Source organism: Dyella sp. (genome assembly GCF_035277725.1).
Lineage (GTDB): Bacteria > Pseudomonadota > Gammaproteobacteria > Xanthomonadales > Rhodanobacteraceae > Dyella_B.
This window is the reverse complement of the sequence record NZ_DATEJY010000107.1, coordinates 18,017-38,308: the sequence shown is the minus strand read 5'-3', so window position 1 is coordinate 38,308 and position 20,292 is coordinate 18,017. Positions and strand designations below refer to the sequence as shown.

The following is a 20,292-nucleotide window of genomic DNA, read 5'->3' as shown; positions in this document are numbered from 1 at the left end:
GCATCGACGTAGGGATACAGGTCGATGCGCGAACCTTCCACCTGATTGAACTTGTGGAACTTCACCGCTTCGCTGTTCAGGCCGAAGTCGTACCAGCGCGCGAACGGGATATCCATGTTGAACGTGGCGCGCGGCAGGCGCTTGTAGGGTTCCACGCTGTTCGGCTCGGAAGGGTCGACGTTCTGCCACACGTCACCGCCGACCGAGGCATTCCACCAGTTGCCGCCGCCATTCAGATAGATGCTGGAATACAGCAGCGCGGTGGATGTGGTGAACAGGTCATTGCCGAAGTCGCGCAGATAGTTCTGGTCGGACGCCCGCATGATGTTGGTGCTGAGCGACCATCCTGGCCAGAGGTTGGTGTTGTTGACGAAGCGGTACAGGTAGCGCTGCTGGCCCTGCGTATCGATCGATGTAGAGGTGAGCTTCTGGTCGTTGTAGTTGTCATGCGGCAGGAACTCGATCTCGAACTGCCCGCTGGTCTTCGGAAACATGTAGCGCACTTCGCCGGACAGCATCGCGCCGCGCAGGCTGTAGTAGCGCGGTGTCAGCGTGGCGTCGTAATTGGGCGCCAGGTTGAAGTAGTACGGGATGCGGAACTGGTAGCCGGTCCTGCTGGTGTGTTCGAAATAGGGATACAGGAAGCCGCTCTGGCGATCGTTGTTGAGCGGGAACGTCATCCACGGAAAGTAGAAAATCGGCACGCCGTACATGCTCATGGTGGCGCTTTTCGCCACACCGCGAGCGGTGACGTCATTGGTGTCGATCTGCTTGGCGCGGATTTCCCAGATGTGGCGGCCGATATCGCAGGTGGAATAGGTGGCCATCGTGTAGCGGTTGCGATCCGCATCCAGCATTTCCCCGCGCACAGCGGTGCCATTGCCGTGCGAATCCAGCATCTGGTAGCGCACGTTGCCGGTGGCCAGGCCCGTGCTTTCATTGGTGTTGCCGGTAATGTGGTCGGCCGATACCAGGTGGGTTGCCTCCTGGTAGTTCACCTTGCCGCGCGCGTCGTAATCGGAGGTGTCGCTGTTGTAGTCGGCGAAATCGGCGTGCAGTTCCTGGTCGGCGCGAACCGTCTTTACATGGCCGCTCAGGTGGTAGATGACCTGGTCGGGGCTCTCTACGTGATCGGCCCACACATTTGTCTTGGCGTTGGCGCGCAGTGCCGAATCCTTGCTCAGGAACGGGTCGTAGAACTCCAGCATGCCGTTGGGACGGCAAATGGCGAAGTTGTCCGGACGGGGCGGGCAGATGAAGGCGCCGAGGGGGCAGACCACTTCCTCGCCGGTGAGCGTGGCCTTGGGGTGTTTGGTTTGCGAAGAAGCATGGGCGCCCTGGCTGCTGAACAGGGCAGCGGCAGCAGCGATTGCTAGCAGGCGGCGTGGAGGCAGAGAACGCGAGGGCGACAGGCTCTTGGGCTTCACGGAGGCGATCAATCGGCGACGAAGGGGCGTTAAGCTAACAGAAAGGCCCTGTGGACGGCACGCGTCTTCGACGAGGAGCGGTATGAATCAGCACACGCCTTACAAGACCGACGAGCAATGGCGCAAAAGCCTGAATCCGGAGCAATACGCGGTATGCCGTTGCTCAGCCACCGAGCCGCCTTTCAGTGGCAAGTGGTGCAAGCACAAGGAGGCCGGAACCTATACCTGCGTGGCATGCCACGCGCCCCTGTTCGCCTCCGAAGCCAAATACGATTCCGGGTCCGGCTGGCCGAGCTTCTTCCAGCCGATCAAGCGCGCCGCGGTCAACCTGGTGGCGGACGAAAGCCATGGCATGCATCGCACGGAAGTGCGTTGCGCGGTGTGTGATTCTCATCTGGGGCACGTCTTTCCGGATGGCCCCAGGCCGACGGGCATGCGCTATTGCATCAATTCGGTGGCATTGGGTTTCGAGCCCGACGCACACTCGCTGTCCCCGTAGACTGGGATGAAATCCCAGCTTGCTTAGCTTCCTGATGCTGGGATTTCATCCCCGCCCACGTAACCCTAATCCATCAGTGTGCTGACGTGCGCACTGACGCTGGCTGCCAGCGCCTGCAGGTCATACCCGCCTTCCAGCGTCGACACCAGCCGGCCGCCGGCATGTGCGCGCGCCAAGTCCACCAATTGTTGGGTGATCCAGGCGTAGTCCTCGGTCTGCAGGTGCAGATTGGCCAGCGGATCGCGTTGATGCGCATCGAAGCCGGCCGATATCAGCACCAGTTGCGGCTTGAAGGCATGCAGCCTGGGTAGCAGTGCATCGTTCCACAGCGCGCGGAATTCGTAGGAACCCTCGCCGGACGACAACGGCGCATTGACGATATTGCCGATGCCTTGCTCATCCGGGTTGCCAGTGCCCGGATACAGCGGCTGCTGATGCGAGGAAATGAACAGCACCCGCGGCTCGCGCTGGAAAATATCCTGGGTGCCGTTGCCGTGATGCACATCGAAATCGGCGATCGCCACCCGCTTCAGGCCATGCGCAGCCAGCGCATGCGCCGCGCCGACGGCGACGTTGTTGAACAGGCAGAAGCCCATCGCGGTATCCGGGGTGGCGTGATGGCCCGGTGGCCGCACCGCGCAGAACGCGTGGGTGGTGGTTCCCGTCATCACTGCGTCCACGGCGGCCACCAGCGCGCCGGCTGCACGCAGCCCCGCCTCGGCCGAGGCCGGCGACATCAGCGTGTCTTCGTCCAGGCGGACCGTATCCGCGTCAGGCGTGATGGCCAGGATGCGGTCCACATGCGCCGGGGAATGCACGCGCAACAGCTGTTCACGCGTGGCGCGCGGCGCTTCGATACGGTCCAGCGTGGCGAAGCGATCCTGATCCAGCGCCTCCAGCACTGCGCGCAGGCGGGCCGGAGATTCCGGATGGCCCGGACCGGGATCGTGCTGCAGGCAAATGGCATGGGTGTAGAGCTGCAGCATGCGGAAACTCAGCCAGCCGGTTTGCGGCGCCGCTCGTGCTGCCAGAGCACCTCGCCATGGCCGCTGCCGCGGGCCAGGACGCGGCATAGCACGAACAGCAGATCGGACAGCCGGTTGAGATAGCGCTGTGCCTGCGGACGCACGGTTTCCACACGCGCCAGTGCGATCACTTCGCGCTCGGCGCGACGGCACACGGTGCGCGCCAGGTGGCAACAGGACGCCGCCATGCCGCCGCCTGGCAGGATGAAATCCTTCAGCGGCGGCAGCGGATCGTTGAAGCGATCCAGCACCTGCTCCAGGCGATCGATATCAGTGTCTTCGATCATCGCCATGCCCGGAATGCACAACTCGCCGCCGAGATCGAACAGCTCGTGCTGCACCTGGGTCAGCGTTTCACGCACGTCGGCGTCGATGCCTTCGCACGCCAGCACCATGCCGATGGTGCTGTTGAGTTCGTCCACGGTGCCGTATGCATTGACGCGTGCGGAATCCTTCGGTACGCGCGAACCATCGCCCAGGCCGGTGCTGCCGTCGTCACCGGTGCGCGTGTAGATTTTCGAAAGCCGATTGCCCACGCTCAGTGCTGCGCCTGGCCGCTGTGTTGCGATAGACGCGAAAGCTGCACCGCAAGCACATGCAGCACGGCGCCGAGCGCCACGTACACCGCCGTGGTCTGCAGGAACGGCACATACCAGTCGCCCAGGTTCTCGAACCACGCCGCAAAAGTCTTCGGCGCCGGCACATGGGCGCTCAGCCAATAGAAGCTGCCGTTGGAAATGACATAGCAGGCGTTCTCGCTGACCAGCAACGCAGCCACCGCCATGCCAAGGGTGGAAAGCGCGATGCCGCGCTGATGCTTGGCCAGCCAGCTGCCGCCGATCCACAACGAGCCGTAGGCGGCGATCAGGAACCAGTAGCCGGCCGACACGCAGTAGTGATCCCAGAAGCTGATACCCATGCGCGTAATGACCAGGTAATCGACCAATACCGCCTCGGCCATCAGCAGCGGGAATGCCCAGCGGCCGGTGCCGCGCAGCCAGAAGCCGGCCAGGAAGAACACGCCCCACGACGCGTCCCAAACATCGTGGTGAAACAGCGACAAATGCACGCGAGTCGCCGCCATGACCAGGGCGAGCGCAGCGAGGATGCCAAGACGCTGGGTGGGTGTCGTAGCCATGAAGAACTCCCTAGGAACGCAGACGGCTTATAGAGGATGGTGCGAAGACGGTGGAGTTTAGCCCAATGCTTAGGCAGGCATGCACCGCGTATCATCCGCCAATGACTATCTCCCCTCCCTTTACCCCCGAAGGCAACGTCCTGGTAGTCGGCGGCGGCTTGGTTGGCGCCAGCCTCGCTATCGCCCTGGATGCAGCCGGGTGCCGCGTCACCCTGGTCGAAGCCGCCGCACCTCGCGTGGACGCACAACCCAGCTACGACGAACGCAACCTCGCGCTCGCACGCGCTACGGTGAACGGGCTGGATGCCATCGGCGTATGGCCGCTCGCCGCGGCGCAGGCTACGCCGATTCGTCACATCCACGTCAGCCGAGCGGGCGAATTCGGCAGCGCACGGTTGGATGCCGCCAGGCATGGCGTCGATGCGCTCGGCTGGACCTTGCCTGCGCGCGAACTCGGCACCTCGCTGCTGCGCCGGCTGGATGCCTGCCAGCGATTGGTACGTCTGGCGCCGGCCAGCCTGACCGGTCTTACCAAATTTGCCGATGGGTGGCGTACGGAGATCAAGACATCCGATGGCATCCAGCATATCGACGCCGCGTTGCTGGTCGGCGCGGACGGTACGGAATCGTTTGTGCGCGCGCAGCTCGGTATCGAAGCGGATGTGCACGATTACCAGCAGACCTTGTTCGTCTGCACGGTCACGCCGGAACGTGATCATGCCAATCGCGCGTGGGAACGTTTTTCCGACGAAGGCCCGATCGCCATGCTGCCGTTGGCGGAGCGCCGCTGCGGCCTGGTGCTTACCGTGAATTCGGACGTGGCCGCCGAGGTAACGGCCATGAACGACGCAGATTTCATCACCCTGGCACAGCGCCGCTTCGGTTGGCATTTGGGACGACTGAGCCGTCCCGGCAAGCGTCATCCCTATGCCATCAAGCGCGTCGCCGCGCGCAACCTGATTGCGCCGCGCGCCGTGCTGGTAGGCAATGCGGCGCAGACCGTTCACCCGATCGGCGCGCAGGGTTTCAATTTGGGCTTGCGCGATGCGCTCACGCTGGCCGAGCTGGTTGCCGATGCCGCCGACCCCGGTGCACCGGAACTGCTGGAACGCTACGCGGCGCGCCGCGCACCGGATCGCACTGGCACCATGGCGATGAGTCACGACCTGGTGCGCTTCGCCTGCATGCCCGAGCCATGGTTGGCCCCGTTCCGCTCACTCGCCTTGCTGGCCTATGACCGCGTGCCGCCGTTGCAGAAGTTGCTGGCCCGTCGCGGTATGGGTTTTCGCGGCCAGCCGCCGCGCGCAGTACTGGAGCGCGTGCCGTGAGAACGATTCCCGCCACACAGCGACGCGCCCCGGCCTTGGATATCGCCGTGGTCGGTGGCGGCATGGTCGGCGTTGCGGCAGCGCTCGCGCTGAGCCGCGCCGGCTTCAGCACGGCTGTGCTGGAAGCCCGTGAGCCGGCCCCGTGGCAACCGCAGAACGACGTGGATCTGCGCGTCGTCGGCCTGGCGCCTTCCTCGATCAAGCTGCTCGATGAACTGGACGTCTGGACGTCCATTCGCGATGCGCGCGCCTGTGCTTACGCGCATATGCACGTATGGGATGCAGAAAACGGCGCCGCCATCGATTTCGATGCCGCCGACGAAGGGCGCGATCAGCTCGGATACATCGTCGAAAACAACCTGGTGCAGTGGAAGCTTTGGCAGGCGCTGGATGCCGCTGGCGTACAGCGTTTGTGCCCGGCCACCGTCAAGGATTTCGAAACACGTTCCGATCGCGTGGTGCTGGAACTGGCCGATGGCGAAAGCGTGACGGTGCGATTGCTGGTCGCTGCCGATGGCGGCAACTCGCCGTTGCGCGAACGCGCAGGCATCAAAACGCACGGCCGTGATTACACCCAGCGTGCGGTCGTCGCGCACGTCGCCACGGAGCGCCCGCATGGGCAGGCCTGCTGGCAGCGCTTTCTGCCTACCGGTCCGCTTGCCTTGCTGCCGCTCGCCGATGGACGCAGCTCCATCGTCTGGTCGCTGCCGGAACATGAAGCGCGGCGCGTGCTGTCGTTGGATGACGAAGCCTTCATGAAGGAACTGGGCGTCGCCAGCGATTTTCGCCTCGGACGCATCACGGCCACTACGAAGCGCGCAGCCTTTCCGCTCAAACTGCAGCTTGCCGATGCCTATCAGTCGGAGCGTTTCGTGTTGCTGGGCGATGCGGCGCATGTCGTGCATCCGCTTGCCGGGCAGGGCGTGAATTTGGGGCTGCGCGATGTGGCTGAACTGCGCGATGTGCTGGCTGCTGCTCGCGATGCGGGACGTGATTTTGCTTCGTCGCAGACGTTGCGCAGTTATGCGCGCCGCCGTCGCAGTGCCGATACGCTCGATGCCTATGGCTTCGATGCGCTTGCGCGTATTTACGCTTGGCAGAGCGCGCCGTGGGTCGCGGCGCGCGGATTGGGTGTCCGTCTGGTCGATCGCCTGCTGCCGTTGAAGCGGCGGTTGGCGTCACATGCAGCAGGGCTGTAAGCACGTGGCCGTCATGCCTGCTTTCGCGGGCATGACGGCCATGGGAATACGAACTCTCCCTCCATAAGGAAACACGTATGCGTTTCGCTCCCGCAGTCTGTCTCGCGTTACTCGCCAGCCTGAGCTTCGCCGCGCAGGCCAAGATGGTGCAGCGTCCGGTGGAGTGGACCCTGGATGGCACGCATTTCAAGAGCGTGCTGGTGTATGACGATGCCAGCCACGCCAAGCGTCCCGGGCTGGTGATGGTGCCGAATTGGTACGGCATCAACGACACGGCCATCAAGAAAGCGGAAATGATTGCCGGCAAGGATTACGTGATCCTGCTCACCGACATGTACGGCGAGAACACCCGCCCGCAACCCGGCCATGCCGATCAAGCCAAGGCCGCCACCACGCCGCTGTATACAGACCGTGCGTTGATGCGCAAACGCATCGACGAAGCGCTTGCGCAGTTGAAGGCGCAGGCAGCAGATGCCCCGATCGATAGCAGCAAACTGGCGGCCATCGGTTTCTGCTTCGGCGGTACGGCAGTGCTGGATCTTGCACGCAGCGGTGCCGACATTGCCGCGGTCGTCTCGTTCCATGGCGGTCTTGCCACGGACGATCCCGCACTCGCCAAGAACATCAAGGCGCGCGTGCTGGTGATGAACGGCTCCGACGACAAAGGCACCATGCCCGACGCCGACAAGTTCATGGATGAAATGCGCGGCAGTACCGCCGATTGGCAATTCGTGGTGCTGGGCCATGCCGTGCACTGCTTTACGGAAACCGAAGAGAACTCGCCGGGTTGCAAGTACGACCCGCGGGCGGCGGCGCGCAGCTATCGCCTGATGCACGATTGGTTGCATGCGGCGTTCAGCGGCACGCCTTGAAGTCTTGATCTGCGCGTAGGTTGGGGTGCGAACCCCAACATCGCCATGCCTGTCATCGCGCCATGTTGGGGTTCGCACCCCAACCTGCTAGAACGTCCGCTGCACCGAGTAATCCGCCAGCGTCGTCAGCGCATCCCGGTAGGATGACGACGGCAACGAAGCCAACGCTTCACGCGCCGCACGCGCATGCCGCAATGCACATTCGCGCGTACGTTCCAGCGCACCCGATTCGCGAATGGCCGTGACGATGTGATCCAGCGATCCCAGACCGCCATGTTCAATCGCATGGCGCATCTCTTTGGCTTGTTCCGGGCTGACGCGTTGCAATGCATAGATCAACGGCAACGTCGGCTTGCCCTCTGCCAGGTCATCGCCGATGTTCTTGCCCAGCGTGCGTGCATCGCTGATGTAGTCGAGCAGGTCGTCAGCGATCTGGAAGGCGTAGCCAAGCTGCATGCCATAGCGACGCAGGGCGACGACCTGCGCGTCCGGCAAGCCGCCGAGCAGACCGCCAAGCTGGGTGGCGGCAGCAAACAGCACCGCCGTCTTGCGCTCGATCACCGCCAGGTAAGCCGCTTCGTCCACGTCAGCGTTGCCGATGTTGAGCAGTTGCAACACCTCGCCCTCGGCGATGGTGTTGGTGGTGTCGGCGAGGATGCGCATGATGCGCATGTCGTCCAGTTCCACCATCAGCTGGAACGAACGCGAATACAGAAAATCCCCCACCAGCACGCTGGCCGCGTTGCCCCACAGGGCATTGGCCGTCTTGCGGCCGCGGCGCAGATCCGATTCGTCCACGACGTCGTCATGCAGCAGGGTGGAGGTGTGGATGAACTCGATCACCGCCGCCAACTTCACGTGCTTGTCGCCGTTGTAGCCCGCCGCACGGGCGGCCAGGGCATGCAGCATGGGGCGCAGGCGCTTGCCGCCGCCGGCGATGATGTGGTCGGCGATCTGGTTGATCAGCACCACGTCGGAGGCCAGCCGTTGGCGGACCAGGGCATCGATGCGCTGCATGTCACCTTCGGCGAGGGCGCGCACCCCGGCAAAATCACGAGCGGGGTCGATGGTCTGGAGAACGGAGGTGTTCATGCGGCTGGGGCTGGACATAGAACTTCGATTATAGAGGCGGAGGCCTCGCTACGTGTGACCCGGCCCGAAAGTTCTCCGGGGTTTTGCCCAAGGGATAGGGGGCGCTTGAGGTTTTTCGGCACCGTCAAGCCACTGCGTGCTCACGCTACCATGGCAGCCATGGCGTCAACGGAAGCGATAGATGGGCGATCTGGCACTCAACCGTAGGCAGGAGCAGCTCATGGCGCGCGTGCGCGAGGAGGGCTTTGCCACCGTAGAGGACTTGGCTGGGCACTTCGACGTCACCCAGCAGACCATTCGCCGCGATCTGGCCGCATTGTGCGATGCGGGTTTTTTGCGCCGCTATCACGGCGGCGTAAGCCTGCCGTCCAGCGTCGAGAACCTTGCCTATGCCAAGCGCCAAAACCTGCTGCATGAGGAAAAGACCCGCATCGCCACCGTGCTGGCCCGGCACATTCCCGACGACGCCTCGCTGTTCATCAACCTGGGCACCACCAACGAAGACGTGGCGCGCGCGCTGATGAACCACCACGGCCTGCGCGTGATCACCAACAACCTCAACGTGGCGATCATGCTCAGCGAAAACCCCAGCTTCGAAGTGATCGTGGCCGGTGGCGTGGTGCGCGGGCGCGACCATGGCGTGACGGGCCAGCCGGCCATCGAGCTCATCCGCCAGTTCAAGGTGGATTTCGGGGTGATCGGCATTTCCGGCATTGATCTCGACGGCACCTTGCTCGATTTCGATCTCAACGAAGTGCGCGTGGCGCAGGCCATCATCGAGCACTCCCGGCAGGTGTTCCTGGCGGCCGACCACAGCAAGGTAGGGCGTAATGCCCTCGTTCGCCTGGGGCCGATTTCCCTGGCCCATGCCTGGTTTACCGACAGCGCACCGCCAGCGGAGCTGGCGGCGGTGCTGGCTGAGGCTGGCACGCAGGTGCACGTCGCCCATGCCTGATCCGTCGCTGCATTGCAGCGTGCAATCTTCGGAAATGTTCGAATACGCTCAATTGCCGAGCGAAATTGAACGTATAAGCGCCATTTTATGTTCAATTGATCGAAAACGAACATTTCTGGTTTCGAAAGTAGTCCATGGGACACCTCATGACCGAGCAGTTCGATCTACTGGTGGTAGGCGGCGGCATCAACGGCGTCGGCATCGCGCGGGATGCGGCCGGCCGCGGGCTCTCGGTATGCCTGTGCGAGCGCGACGACCTGGCCGCGCACACCTCCAGCGCCAGCACCAAGCTGATCCACGGTGGCCTGCGCTATCTGGAGCAATACGAGTTCGCCCTGGTCGGCAAGGCCCTGGCTGAGCGCGAAGTACTGCTGCGCGCCGCGCCGCACATCATCTGGCCGTTGCGCTTCGTACTGCCGCATCAATCGCATCTGCGCCCGGCGTGGATGATCCGGCTGGGGTTGCTGCTCTACGACCACCTTGGCCGTGGCCGGCGCACGCTGCCGAAATCGCGGCGCGTGTCCTTGAAGCGCCACAAGTCGGGCGTGCCGCTGCGCGATGAATTCCATATCGGCTTCGTCTATTCCGATGCCTGGGTGCAGGACGCGCGGCTGGTCGTACTCAATGCGATGGATGCGATGGAGCGCGGCGCGACCATTTTTACCCGGACGCGCTGCGTAAGCGCCCAACGCGATTCGCACGGCTGGACCGCGCAGCTGCAATCTTGGCGGGGCGAGCTTTCCACCATCCGCGCCAAAGCGCTGGTCAACGCTACCGGACCGTGGGCGGTGCAGTTTCTCGATGACGTGGCCAAGGTGGGACACGATCACGCCTTGCGCCTGGTCAAGGGCAGCCACATCGTGGTGCCGCGCCTGTTCGAGCATCCTTACGCGTACATCTTCCAGCAACCCGATCGCCGTATCGTGTTTGCCATTCCTTACGAAACCGACTTCACCTTGATCGGCACCACCGACCTGGATTACCGCGACGATCCTTCTGCGCCGCAGATCAGCGACGATGAAACACGCTATCTCTGCGACGCGGCGAATCGTTACTTCAAGCGCAGCATTACGCCGGCCGACGTAGTGTGGAGTTACAGTGGCGTGCGTCCGCTGCTGGACGATGAATCCGGTAACGCATCGGAAGTCACCCGCGATTACCTGCTCGAACTGGACCAGCGTGCCGCGCCCTTGCTCAACGTCTTCGGCGGCAAGCTGACCACCTATCGCAAATTGGCGGAGGAAGCGATGGACCGCCTGGCGCCCTTGTTTCCACATGCATCGGAAGCATGGACCTCGCAAGGGCATTCGCTGCCCGGCGGCGAGCGCCGCGACGTGAATGTCTTGCTGGGTGAATTGCAAGCCGCGCATCCGTGGCTGCCGGCGCCCATGGCATGGCGCCTGGTGCACAGCTACGGCACGCGCACCGCGCGCATTCTCGGGCAGGCGCGTTCGTTGTCGGATTTGGGCGAGCACTTTGGCGCCGATCTTTATCAGGCCGAAGTGGATTACCTGCGTGCATGGGAGTGGGCCATCGATGTCAGCGATGTGTTGTGGCGGCGTAGCAAGCTTGGCTTGCGTCTCAGTTCGGAACAGGTGGCGCGTTTGACGGCTTATCTCGCCGACGCGCCGCCGCGTCGTGCTTCGTTTGCTTGAGTTTTTTCAGAGCTGGATTACGCACTTTTGTCATGAAGCCTCAATTTTTCTTGCCGTCATTCCCGCGAAAGCGGGAATCCATTTGCTTCGATGTAAACGGCGAAAGTGGATTCCCGCTTTCGCGGGAATGACGACCGGCAAAGTGAGATTTTCAAGGGAGGAATACATGTCCAATCGCATCAATTGCTTGTCAATCATTACGCGCATGTCGGAGACAACCCCATGACCCGCCAAAGCATCGGCGAACTGATTTCCGAAGCGATCGCCACCTTCATCATCATCGGCCTCGGCGATTCGGTTGCCTGCATGTACGTGCTCTACGACCCGAGCCCCTATGCGAACGCCTATTGGGGCGTATGCATCGCCTGGGGTTTGGCGGTGACGCTCGCGATCTACGTCACCGGCGCGGTCTCCGGCACGCATGCCAATCCCGCCGTCACGCTGGCGCTCGCGGTATTCCGCGGCTTTCCATGGAAAAAAGTGATTCCCTACAGCATCGCGCAAGTGGTAGGCGCGTTTCTCGGCGCAGCCATCGTATACGTGCTGTTTTCGCCGGTGATCGATCACTACCTCCAGACGCATCAACTTACGCGCGCGGCCGGCGGTGCGGCCGGCGTGTTCTTTACGCATCCTGGCCTGGCCGTCACGCCGATGCATGCGCTGCTTGACCAGGTCATCCTCACTGCGTTTCTGCTGTTCGGCATCTTCGCCATCACCGAGCAATACAACGAGCTGGCACCGGGCGCCAATTCCGGTGCGTTGATGATCGGCTTGCTGGTTGCCACGATCGGCGCGTCGATGGGCTATCTGGAAGCCTGGGCCATCAACCCGGCGCGCGACTTCGGCCCGCGCCTGTTCGCCTATTTCGCCGGTTGGGGTGCTTCCGCGTTGCCGTCGCCGGACAACTATTGGTGGATTCCCATCGTCGGTCCGCTGATCGGCGGCGTGATCGGCGGCGCTGCCTACCAGTGGCTGGTCTATCCGTTCCTGCCGGCGCGTCTGCGTGCATTGCAGCCACCGCAAGCGGCCAGCGGCGCGGACCGCGTTGTGGCCGACACCACTCGTTGAACAGGAGTCCTTGCATGGATAAGTCGTACATCCTGGCGATCGACCAGGGCACCACCAGTTCACGCGCGATCCTGTTCGATCGCGCCGGCAGCATCGTCGGCATGGCGCAGCGCGAATTCGGGCAGATTTTTCCGCAGCCGGGCTGGGTGGAACACAATCCGCGCGAGATCATGACCAGCGTGCTCACCACCATCACCGAGGTGATGAACAACGCCCAAGTCGATCCGCGTTCGGTGGTCGGCATCGGCATCACCAACCAGCGCGAAACCGCGGTGGTGTGGGACAAGGCCACCGGCCAGCCGATCTACAACGCCATCGTGTGGCAATCGCGCCAGACGCGCGAGATTTGCGATCAATTGATCGCCGCTGGCCATAACGACATGGTGCGCGCCAAAACGGGCTTGTTGATCGATGCGTATTTCTCCGGCACCAAGGTGAAGTGGATACTCGACCGCGTCGACGGCGCACGCGAACGCGCCAAGCGTGGCGAACTGCTGTTCGGCACCATCGACACCTGGCTGATATGGAACCTCACTGGCGGCAAGGTACACGTTACCGATTACACCAATGCCTCGCGCACGCTGATGTACAACATCCACGAGCGGCGCTGGGATGACGATTTGCTGGCGATGCTCGACGTACCGCGCGCCATGCTGCCGGAAGTGCGCTCGTGCAGCGAGATCTACGGCAAGACACTCGGCCAGCATTTCCTCGGCCAGGAAGTACCGATTGCCGGCGTGGCCGGCGATCAACAAGCGGCGCTGTTCGGCCAGGCGTGTTTCGAACCCGGCATGGCCAAGAACACCTACGGCACCGGCTGCTTCATGCTGATGAACACCGGCGACAAGGCTGTTGCTTCCAACAACGGCCTGCTCACCACCATCGCGTGGGGTATCGACGGCAACGTGGAATACGCGCTGGAAGGTGCAATCTTCGTGGCCGGCTCGGTGATCCAATGGTTGCGCGATGGCTTGCGCATGCTCGGCCGCGCCAGCGATTCGGAAGAATACGCCGAACGCGCCAAGACCAATGAAGGGGTGTACATGGTGCCGGCGTTCGTCGGCCTGGGCGCGCCGTATTGGCGCAGCGACGTGCGTGGGGCGGTGTTTGGCCTGTCGCGCGGCACCACCAAGGAACACTTCGTTCGCGCCGCTGTGGAATCGATGGCTTATCAAACGCGCGACGTGCTTGCCGCGATGGAAAGCGATGCCGGCCTCAAGCTGAAAGAATTGCGCGCTGACGGCGGCGCCATTGCAAATGGATTCCTCGGCCAATTCCAAAGCGACATGCTCAACGTGCCCGTGTTGCGGCCCAAAGTGGCCGAAACGACAGCACTTGGCGCTGCGTATCTCGCCGGTCTCGCTACCGGTTTCTGGCCCAACCGCGAAGACATTGCGCGGCACTGGGCGATCGACCGCCGCTTCGAACCGCAGATGCCAGAAGCGCAACGCGAATCACTCTACGCGGGCTGGAAACAGGCCGTGGAGGCGACTATGGCTTTCAAGATTTGACGTACTGACTACTCGTTCAAATGGATGCTTGCTCGCTGAGTGTTCAGGGCGCCTTGCGCCCGACGTGGGGGTGTTTCCCTCGCCAGGGATGCTCCGCCCGTCATTCCAGCGAAAGCTGGGATCCAGCGACTTTCAGCCGCAACGCAAAAGGCGCTGGATTCCAGCTTGCGCTGGAATGACGGAACGAGGCCCGCTAGAGATACCCCCGTCCACGCACTGAGCAGCCTCATCCACCGCTGACTCCAGACACCGCCAACAAGCGGGCACCCAGGTGCCTGCGCGGCCTCCCCATGCCTGCCGTCAGTGCGTGTGCCGTTCGTTGTCCCGACGTTCCAGGAGAATCCGCATGCAACAAAAAATCATTGCCTTGATCGCGATAGCCGGATGCGTCACCGCCGCGAATGAAAACGTATTTGCCGCCGATCAGGATTACGCCAACACCACCCTCACCGGTGATTGGAACGGCGCACGCCAGCGCCTGTATGACCAAGGCATCGACATCGGTGTCGACTACCTCGGCGAATTCGCGCACAACAGCAGCGGCGGCATTCGGCAAACGGATGCGTATGCCGACCAGATTCACATCCATGCCGCGTTCGATTTCCAAAAGCTATGGGGCTGGACCGGCAGTTCATTGCACATCGACCTCAATGATCGCAATGGCAGCCAGATCGACGCAAAAGCGCATCTCGGCACTTTGCTTGAGTCACAGGAAATCTACGGTGGCGGCAACATCACGCGCATTACGCGCTTCTATCTGCAGCAGTCGCTGTGGAATGACCTGGTCGACCTGAAATTCGGCCGCATGGATATCGGCGGCGATTTCTTTCCCTTCGCATGCGATTTCCAGAACCTCAACTTCTGTGGCGCGCTGCCGGGCTGGATCTCCAAGGGTGTGGAGGCATGGCCGTTGGCGCAGACGGGTGGCGTGATCGCCATCAACCCTTCGCCTGCGTGGACGATCAAGTTCGGCGGTTTTGAGGTCAATCCCAATAACGCAGCCACATCGCAAGGCCTGAAGCTGTCGCCCTCGGGACCGAGCATTGGCACCTTGATGCTGGCCGAACTGGATTGGCGTACCCATCTGGGCGGCGCGCAGAACGGCTTGCCGGGCATCTGGCGCTTCGGCGGCTGGCGCAACACGGCGCGCTATCAGGATGTGTTCCTGAGTGTCGATGGCGCGCAACAACTTCTCGGCAGCGATAGCGCTGCACTGCAAAGCAGCGTGTCCGGCAGCTACTTCATGGGCCAGCAACAGCTCACGCGCCAGGCGGCGGGTGGTGGCCTGAGCGTATTCGGCAACGTGGTGCAAGCCGATCCCCATACCGATCTGGTCGACCAGATGATCTCGGTCGGCCTGTTGTACGACGGCCCCTTTGCAGCGCGGCCGAATGATCGGCTTGGCTTCGCCATCGGCCGCGATCGCGTCAGCAGCCGTGTTGCAAATGCCGAGCACCTGGTCACCCAAGCCGGCCTAGGCCCAGTGCCCGTGCAAGGCTACGAATACATCACCGAGCTCAACTACCAGTTCCAGCTCGGTCACGGCCTCGCGCTGATGCCCAACGTGCAATACATCCGCCATCCCGGCGGCACCAGCGCCAGCCACGACGCCACGGTGTGGGGACTGCGGGCGGTGGCCAAGTTCTGAATCGCGGACATGGGATAAGGGGCCGGGCGTGTATCATGGCGGGCCATGGGCCTATGCCTGATGGCGCCTGCAGGCGCTGGCCAGGCATCCAGGGGACGCCCTAAGCTCATGTGGGCGTCGTTGCAAAGCCCTTATTCCGATTCAGTTTCTCGAGGTCATTACATGGCACGCGGTATCAATAAAGTCATCCTGGTCGGCAATCTCGGTGCAGACCCCGAAGTGCGCTACACCGCCGGCGGCACGGCCATCGCCAGCCTCAGCGTGGCCACCTCCGAACAATGGACCGACAAGCAGAGCGGCCAGAAGCAGGAACGCACCGAATGGCACCGCGTGAAGCTGTTCGGCCGCCTCGCCGAGATCGCCGGCGAATACCTCAAGAAGGGTCGCCAGGTGTACGTCGAAGGTTCACTGCGCACCGACAAATACACCGACAAGCAAGGCGTGGAGCGTTACTCCACCGACATCATCGCCAGCGAGTTGCAGATGCTTGGCGGCATGGGTGGCGGTGAGGGCGGCGGCATGGGTGGCGGCGGCGGTTATCGCGAACGCTCGCAAGGTGGCGGCGGTGGTGGCGGTCAGCGCCAGCAGAGCCGCGATGACTACGGCAGCGCGCCGCAGCGCCAGTCGGCACCGCCGCCGGAGATGGGTGGCGGCAATCAGTTCGATGATGACGATATTCCGTTCTAATTTCTGTCATCTATAAACTTGTTGCGTTTATTCAAAAGGCCATGATTTCCATGGCCTTTTTATTGCCCCGAAGAAGGGTGGCATTTGGATTGAGGGATGTCTTTCTTGCCAGATATTCTGTGCAACTTGCTCCATGAGACGCGAAGACTCCTTTGAAATTCGTTTCATGGTTTTGGACGTTGGCGAACACATGTCGATGCTGGTCGACGAAACAGTTAGTCGAATTGAACAACGGCGCCAGCAACCATCGATCTGTCGCACAGGCATGGTGAAAAACATTAGCTTCTTATACTTTCAAAATGCACCCGGAGCGTTTGCTTTTGCGATAGCACCGCCAATCTGACGAACGCCATCGGTATTTGCCAACCGCATCACCAGACCCCAGCCCCAATGCTGTTGGCCACCAGCGAAGTTATCGTCGATAGCCACGACCACTTGATTTGCGCCCTTACGCAACGTCAAGTCGAATGATCCATTGGTAAGGGACAAGCGACCGCCCGGTTCTTTGCTGAAGCCTTTGATGCCATATAGGTTTTTGCTTTGGAATGCGAGCTTACCGTTCACGAAGACCCAGACCTCTCTCGTCCATCCGATATCCACATGTTTGATCCGGTCATGGTCAGCGTTGACCGTGGTCTTTAACCAAATGCCGGTGATGGTCTGTCCGGTCTGCGCATCGCCATACCATCGCGTTAAATTAACCATGCCCCCCGGGTCGAGCGCGATGGGCTTCCACGACGCTGTCAGTTTTGGCACAGACGAATAAACCGGATCGATGCCGGTATTTTCCTGAAGCACGGCGTCCATGCGACTGGGCATGACGAACGGCTTCGAAGCGAGCCAATGGTCTACGTATCGGAGATCACGCTTCGCTGAGTCCATGGGCGCCTTTGCAGGCAAGCCATCAACGACATTGGGTTCGATGCTCAGGTGTGCATAGGATGCAGGTCCGTGCAATCTGATCGAGCCGTCGGTGAAACCGCCGACCAATGTTCCTACGGCCAGCGTTGGCGCATGCGCGCCGTTAATGAAAACATTCATGCGTGCGCCGGAGAGTACCAGCTTTATGTGATTCCAATCATTGGGATTAATGGGGGCGTGCGTTTGATACTGCCCATACAAGTCCCATTCGAACAAATGATGCGCTGTGGGCATGTACTGGATGCATTCGTCTGAGACGACACAGCCCGCACTTGGCCGAAAATACAATGCATCGGCTGCGTCATCGTGTTGACGGAAGGTGATGCCGGTAATTCGCTCTTCCACAAATTTTGTGTCGAATTCGATCGTGCCATTGCTGAAGTTAGTATTCTTCAACTCTGCATAGCCCTTGTTGACGACAAGGATATCCTGCTTGACTTGATCATGTTGAAACGACACATCACCTGTCGTTTGCCATGTTGCCGGCGTCATGGGAATGTCGGTTTTTTCAAATGCAAAGATGGGCTGCGATAGCCCAACAATGAAGGAAAAAAGTAATGAGCTATGCAGCCGATTGAGTGCTTTTGCCGAGCTCGCGGACCTGGGTATTGTCGACATGTATTTTTCCTTCGTCTGGCGGGGCATTCTTCAGCACCGTATTCGCCACGTGTCGTCAGCTCTACTGAAATGATCCGAAGTGGATCAACGAAGTTTTAAAGCGGTACCCATGAGGCCGAGCGCTGAGTGAGCGAAAGCCGGCTCGATAAGTGTTCGATAGAAAGCGTGACTTCACGGACTTTCCGAGTGAAGATCGCCGCGATCTATAGGCGCGGGTGCCGCTCTTGCTAATGAATAGCGGGTGACACCATCCGCTTACGCCAGCTCATCCAGCCGACCACAACTGACCATGTCGCCACGACGAGTGGCGGCACGGCGTGCCCATATTCGCCGTGAGTGATAACGGTGGCGAGAGCGGCAACCATAACGGTGCAGCCGAGCGCCGAACCCAATAGGCGACTCGGCGTCCTGAACAGCAGAATGGCAGCGGTGAGTTCCAGCGATCCAGTGACGAAATGGAACCAGCGCGGATATCCCCATTTCAGATATTCCCCGTAGATCGATCCTGGAGCGACAATGTTGCTCAGTGAACCTACGACGAAGAACGCGGCAAGAGCCAAGGGTAAGACTTGGAACCAGGACATTTTGAACATGTGTCTAACCGTAAATGATGAGTCTGCTGCCGGTGGAATGCGACTTTCGGAGTAGATTGTGAAAGTCGCATTGATGGCGATTCCGCGCATTTACGCAGCAATGGCCTTCTGAGCCGCCGCAAAAACATCCCGAGCCGACGTCACGCCTGAAACGTGTTCTGTGCCTTCGGCCCCGAGATCCATCCCGCCGGCGTTGACGGCCTCATACATGGTTTCGGCGGGGCCAGATTGGCCTTTCGGAATGCCGAATTGTTCGAATACATCCGGCCAAGCAGCCCGCGGGACGGCAACGGCTTTAATGTCCAGCTTCATCACTTCGCCCAATTGCGTCGCAACTTCATCGGCGCTCACCATTGAACCGAGTTCGATGGTCCGATGCCCCGACCATGTCGGTCCGCTCAAAAGCGCTGCGATCTTCACGCCGATGTCGTTGGCCGCCACCATGGCCGATTTCCGGTTTGTCGGGTTGTAGAAGACGGGCAACGTGCCGCCCTGGCCGACCTGCAAGCCATAAAGGAAGTTTTCGAAAAAACCGCCGGCTCGCACATAGGCGATCGGCAATGTCAGGTTGCGAAAACTTTGCTCCATAAGCGATAGCGCCGTGATCAACCCCATTCCTCTGGTTTTGTTCGCGCCCATGGATGAAAGCGCGACGACACGCGGCACCGGCACCTTGGTGAGCGCCCCGACATAGTTCGCGATGACGCCTTTGGCTTCTTTGAAATCCGGCGAGGGGGCCCAGATGGGCGGTAACATGACAAACGCGCCCTCGACGCCCATGAGCGCCTGCTCGATGGAGGCCTCATCGTTCCAGTCGCCTTCAACCAGTTCGATACCTCGATCGGCCCAGCTAGATGCTTTCGCTGTGTCGCGAACCAGCGCACGCACCTTCTTGTCTTGCTTCAGCAAATGGGTTGCCGCCGCGCCGCCAACTTTCCCCGTAATTCCGGTAACTAAAAACACATGCCTTCTCCTACATCAGTTCGATGGGCTACCGTACCCCGTGCGTTATTATTCGAATATGAGGCGTATTCGGAACGAGCCGTGTAGATGAACTTAACAATCGCTCGGACCCATCTGGATGGGCTCGTCATCTTTTTGACCGTCGCGGAATGCCAAGGCTTTCGTGCTGCGTCACGGCACCTCGGAATCACACCGTCTGCAGTCAGCCAGGCAATACGCAGCCTGGAGGAACGGGTTGGTGCACCGCTCTTTTCCCGTACGACGCGAAGCGTCAGGCTGACCGAAGCTGGTGAACGCCTGCTTGCCCACGCCCGCCCGGCCGTCGACATGCTCACCGCAGGGTTGGACGCTGCGAGTGGCTTGGGCGGCGAGATTACCGGCCGGCTGCGCATCAATATGCCCAGACCCGTTTTGCCGCTGCTCGTAAATCGCTTGCTGCCCGACTTTCTCGACGCTCACCCAAACGTTGAACTTGAACTGGTCGGCGAAGATCGTCCGATCGATATCGTCGAAGAAGGTTTCGATGCGGGGATACGTCTTGGAAACTTCATCCAGATCGACATGGTCGCGATGTGGCTGACGCCACCGGAGCGCTTCGTTGTCGTTGGCGCTCCGGCGTTATTTCGAAAGCATGGTCGGCCGGCGTCTCCGCATGATCTGCAGAACTTCCCTTGCATCCTGCTCCGTCAGTCTTTGCGCGCACTTGATCATTGGCAATTTGTCGTCGACGGTGAGCGCATTACGGTGGGGATCAAGGGGCCTCTCGTGATCAACGACATTGAAGCTTGCATTCGCTCAGCACTGAGAGGCGTTGGACTTTTTCAATTACCGCATTCGGTCGTCATGTCGCATCTAGAAAGCGGCGATCTGCAAACTGTGCTCGAACCTTATTGTGAAGAGGTTCCCGGTCTTTCTCTTTACTACCCAAGCCGAAGCCAGTCACTGCCAAAACTTCGTGCCTTTGTCGATTTCGCCACTCAGCGAATGCGAAGAGCGTTCGAGCCAGGCGATTACCTGCCAACCCCTGTGAGCGCCCGAGTTAAGTAATTAGGCCGGTCGAAACCGTGGCCATGCGCGAGACAACACACATTTA

At 61.1% G+C, this 20,292-nt stretch carries 19 protein-coding genes; 11 read left to right on the top strand and 8 right to left on the bottom strand.

Translation table 11 applies throughout. The features are described from left to right. The coding region (locus VJR68_RS10020) for an LPS-assembly protein LptD (RefSeq protein ID WP_324147534.1) at positions 1–1,427 on the bottom strand (1,427 nt) is incomplete at its 3' end. A gap of 82 nt (positions 1,428–1,509) precedes the next feature. On the opposite strand from VJR68_RS10020, the gene msrB reads away from it, so the two are divergent. Beyond that, a complete protein-coding gene (gene msrB, locus VJR68_RS10015) occupies positions 1,510–1,926 on the top strand; it encodes a peptide-methionine (R)-S-oxide reductase MsrB (protein WP_324147533.1) in 417 nt (138 codons plus the stop codon). Positions 1,927–1,991: 65 nt separating this feature from the next. On the opposite strand, the gene VJR68_RS10010 is transcribed toward msrB, so the two are convergent. The 3 genes from VJR68_RS10010 to VJR68_RS10000 are packed head-to-tail and all read right to left on the bottom strand — an operon-like array spanning position 1,992 to position 4,089. After that, the gene (locus VJR68_RS10010; protein ID WP_324147532.1) at positions 1,992–2,912 is read right to left on the bottom strand and encodes a histone deacetylase family protein; all 921 of its coding nucleotides are present in this window, start codon (positions 2,910–2,912) and stop codon (positions 1,992–1,994) included. 8 nt (positions 2,913–2,920) lie between these two features. Next, positions 2,921–3,487 carry a cob(I)yrinic acid a,c-diamide adenosyltransferase gene (locus VJR68_RS10005; protein ID WP_324147531.1) on the bottom strand — a complete coding sequence of 189 codons (567 nt, stop codon included), beginning with the start codon at positions 3,485–3,487 and terminating at the stop codon, positions 2,921–2,923. Between the two features lie 2 nt (positions 3,488–3,489). Beyond that, on the bottom strand, positions 3,490–4,089 hold the full coding sequence (locus VJR68_RS10000) for a hypothetical protein (RefSeq protein WP_324147530.1): 600 nt from the start codon (positions 4,087–4,089) through the stop codon (positions 3,490–3,492). 101 nt (positions 4,090–4,190) lie between these two features. Between VJR68_RS10000 and ubiH the strand changes: the two genes are divergently transcribed. The 3 genes from ubiH to VJR68_RS09985 all read left to right on the top strand — a co-directional run bounded on the left by ubiH (position 4,191) and on the right by VJR68_RS09985 (position 7,488). Then, entirely contained in the window at positions 4,191–5,417 is a 1,227-nt protein-coding gene (gene ubiH, locus VJR68_RS09995; protein WP_324147529.1) for a 2-octaprenyl-6-methoxyphenyl hydroxylase, read from the top strand. Continuing rightward, positions 5,414–6,616 carry a UbiH/UbiF/VisC/COQ6 family ubiquinone biosynthesis hydroxylase gene (locus VJR68_RS09990; protein WP_324147528.1) on the top strand — a complete coding sequence of 401 codons (1,203 nt, stop codon included), beginning with the start codon at positions 5,414–5,416 and terminating at the stop codon, positions 6,614–6,616. The genes ubiH and VJR68_RS09990 overlap by 4 nt, the downstream gene beginning before the upstream one ends. A gap of 77 nt (positions 6,617–6,693) precedes the next feature. Further along, entirely contained in the window at positions 6,694–7,488 is a 795-nt protein-coding gene (locus VJR68_RS09985) for a dienelactone hydrolase family protein (RefSeq protein ID WP_324147527.1), read from the top strand. Positions 7,489–7,575: 87 nt separating this feature from the next. On the opposite strand, the gene VJR68_RS09980 is transcribed toward VJR68_RS09985, so the two are convergent. After that, the gene (locus tag VJR68_RS09980; RefSeq protein ID WP_324147526.1) at positions 7,576–8,580 is read right to left on the bottom strand and encodes a polyprenyl synthetase family protein; all 1,005 of its coding nucleotides are present in this window, start codon (positions 8,578–8,580) and stop codon (positions 7,576–7,578) included. Positions 8,581–8,761: 181 nt separating this feature from the next. Between VJR68_RS09980 and VJR68_RS09975 the strand changes: the two genes are divergently transcribed. The 6 genes from VJR68_RS09975 (at position 8,762) to ssb (ending at position 16,104) form a co-directional block, all read left to right on the top strand. Beyond that, positions 8,762–9,535 carry a DeoR/GlpR family DNA-binding transcription regulator gene (locus VJR68_RS09975; RefSeq protein WP_324147525.1) on the top strand — a complete coding sequence of 258 codons (774 nt, stop codon included), beginning with the start codon at positions 8,762–8,764 and terminating at the stop codon, positions 9,533–9,535. A gap of 146 nt (positions 9,536–9,681) precedes the next feature. After that, positions 9,682–11,190 (top strand): glycerol-3-phosphate dehydrogenase, encoded by a 1,509-nt coding sequence (gene glpD / locus VJR68_RS09970; RefSeq protein WP_324147524.1) that lies wholly within the window; start codon positions 9,682–9,684, stop codon positions 11,188–11,190. Between the two features lie 222 nt (positions 11,191–11,412). Next, on the top strand, positions 11,413–12,258 hold the full coding sequence (locus VJR68_RS09965) for an MIP/aquaporin family protein (protein ID WP_324147523.1): 846 nt from the start codon (positions 11,413–11,415) through the stop codon (positions 12,256–12,258). A 14-nt stretch (positions 12,259–12,272) separates the two neighbouring features. Continuing rightward, positions 12,273–13,769: a glycerol kinase GlpK gene (glpK, locus tag VJR68_RS09960; RefSeq protein WP_324147522.1), complete on the top strand. Its 1,497-nt coding sequence runs from the start codon at positions 12,273–12,275 to the stop codon at positions 13,767–13,769. A gap of 346 nt (positions 13,770–14,115) precedes the next feature. Beyond that, entirely contained in the window at positions 14,116–15,417 is a 1,302-nt protein-coding gene (locus VJR68_RS09955; protein WP_324147521.1) for a carbohydrate porin, read from the top strand. Between the two features lie 162 nt (positions 15,418–15,579). Further along, positions 15,580–16,104 carry a single-stranded DNA-binding protein gene (gene ssb, locus VJR68_RS09950; RefSeq protein ID WP_324147520.1) on the top strand — a complete coding sequence of 175 codons (525 nt, stop codon included), beginning with the start codon at positions 15,580–15,582 and terminating at the stop codon, positions 16,102–16,104. Between the two features lie 294 nt (positions 16,105–16,398). On the opposite strand, the gene VJR68_RS09945 is transcribed toward ssb, so the two are convergent. The 3 genes from VJR68_RS09945 to VJR68_RS09935 form a co-directional block, all read right to left on the bottom strand. After that, positions 16,399–17,643, bottom strand: a complete 1,245-nt coding sequence (locus VJR68_RS09945) for a family 16 glycoside hydrolase (protein WP_324147519.1) — start codon at positions 17,641–17,643, stop codon at positions 16,399–16,401. A gap of 227 nt (positions 17,644–17,870) precedes the next feature. Further along, positions 17,871–18,236, bottom strand: a complete 366-nt coding sequence (locus VJR68_RS09940) for a DoxX family protein (RefSeq protein ID WP_324147518.1) — start codon at positions 18,234–18,236, stop codon at positions 17,871–17,873. A gap of 90 nt (positions 18,237–18,326) precedes the next feature. Continuing rightward, positions 18,327–19,199: an NmrA family NAD(P)-binding protein gene (locus VJR68_RS09935; RefSeq protein ID WP_324147517.1), complete on the bottom strand. Its 873-nt coding sequence runs from the start codon at positions 19,197–19,199 to the stop codon at positions 18,327–18,329. 87 nt (positions 19,200–19,286) lie between these two features. On the opposite strand from VJR68_RS09935, the gene VJR68_RS09930 reads away from it, so the two are divergent. Beyond that, positions 19,287–20,246 (top strand): LysR family transcriptional regulator, encoded by a 960-nt coding sequence (locus VJR68_RS09930; RefSeq protein WP_324147516.1) that lies wholly within the window; start codon positions 19,287–19,289, stop codon positions 20,244–20,246. Positions 20,247–20,292 lie beyond the last annotated feature (46 nt).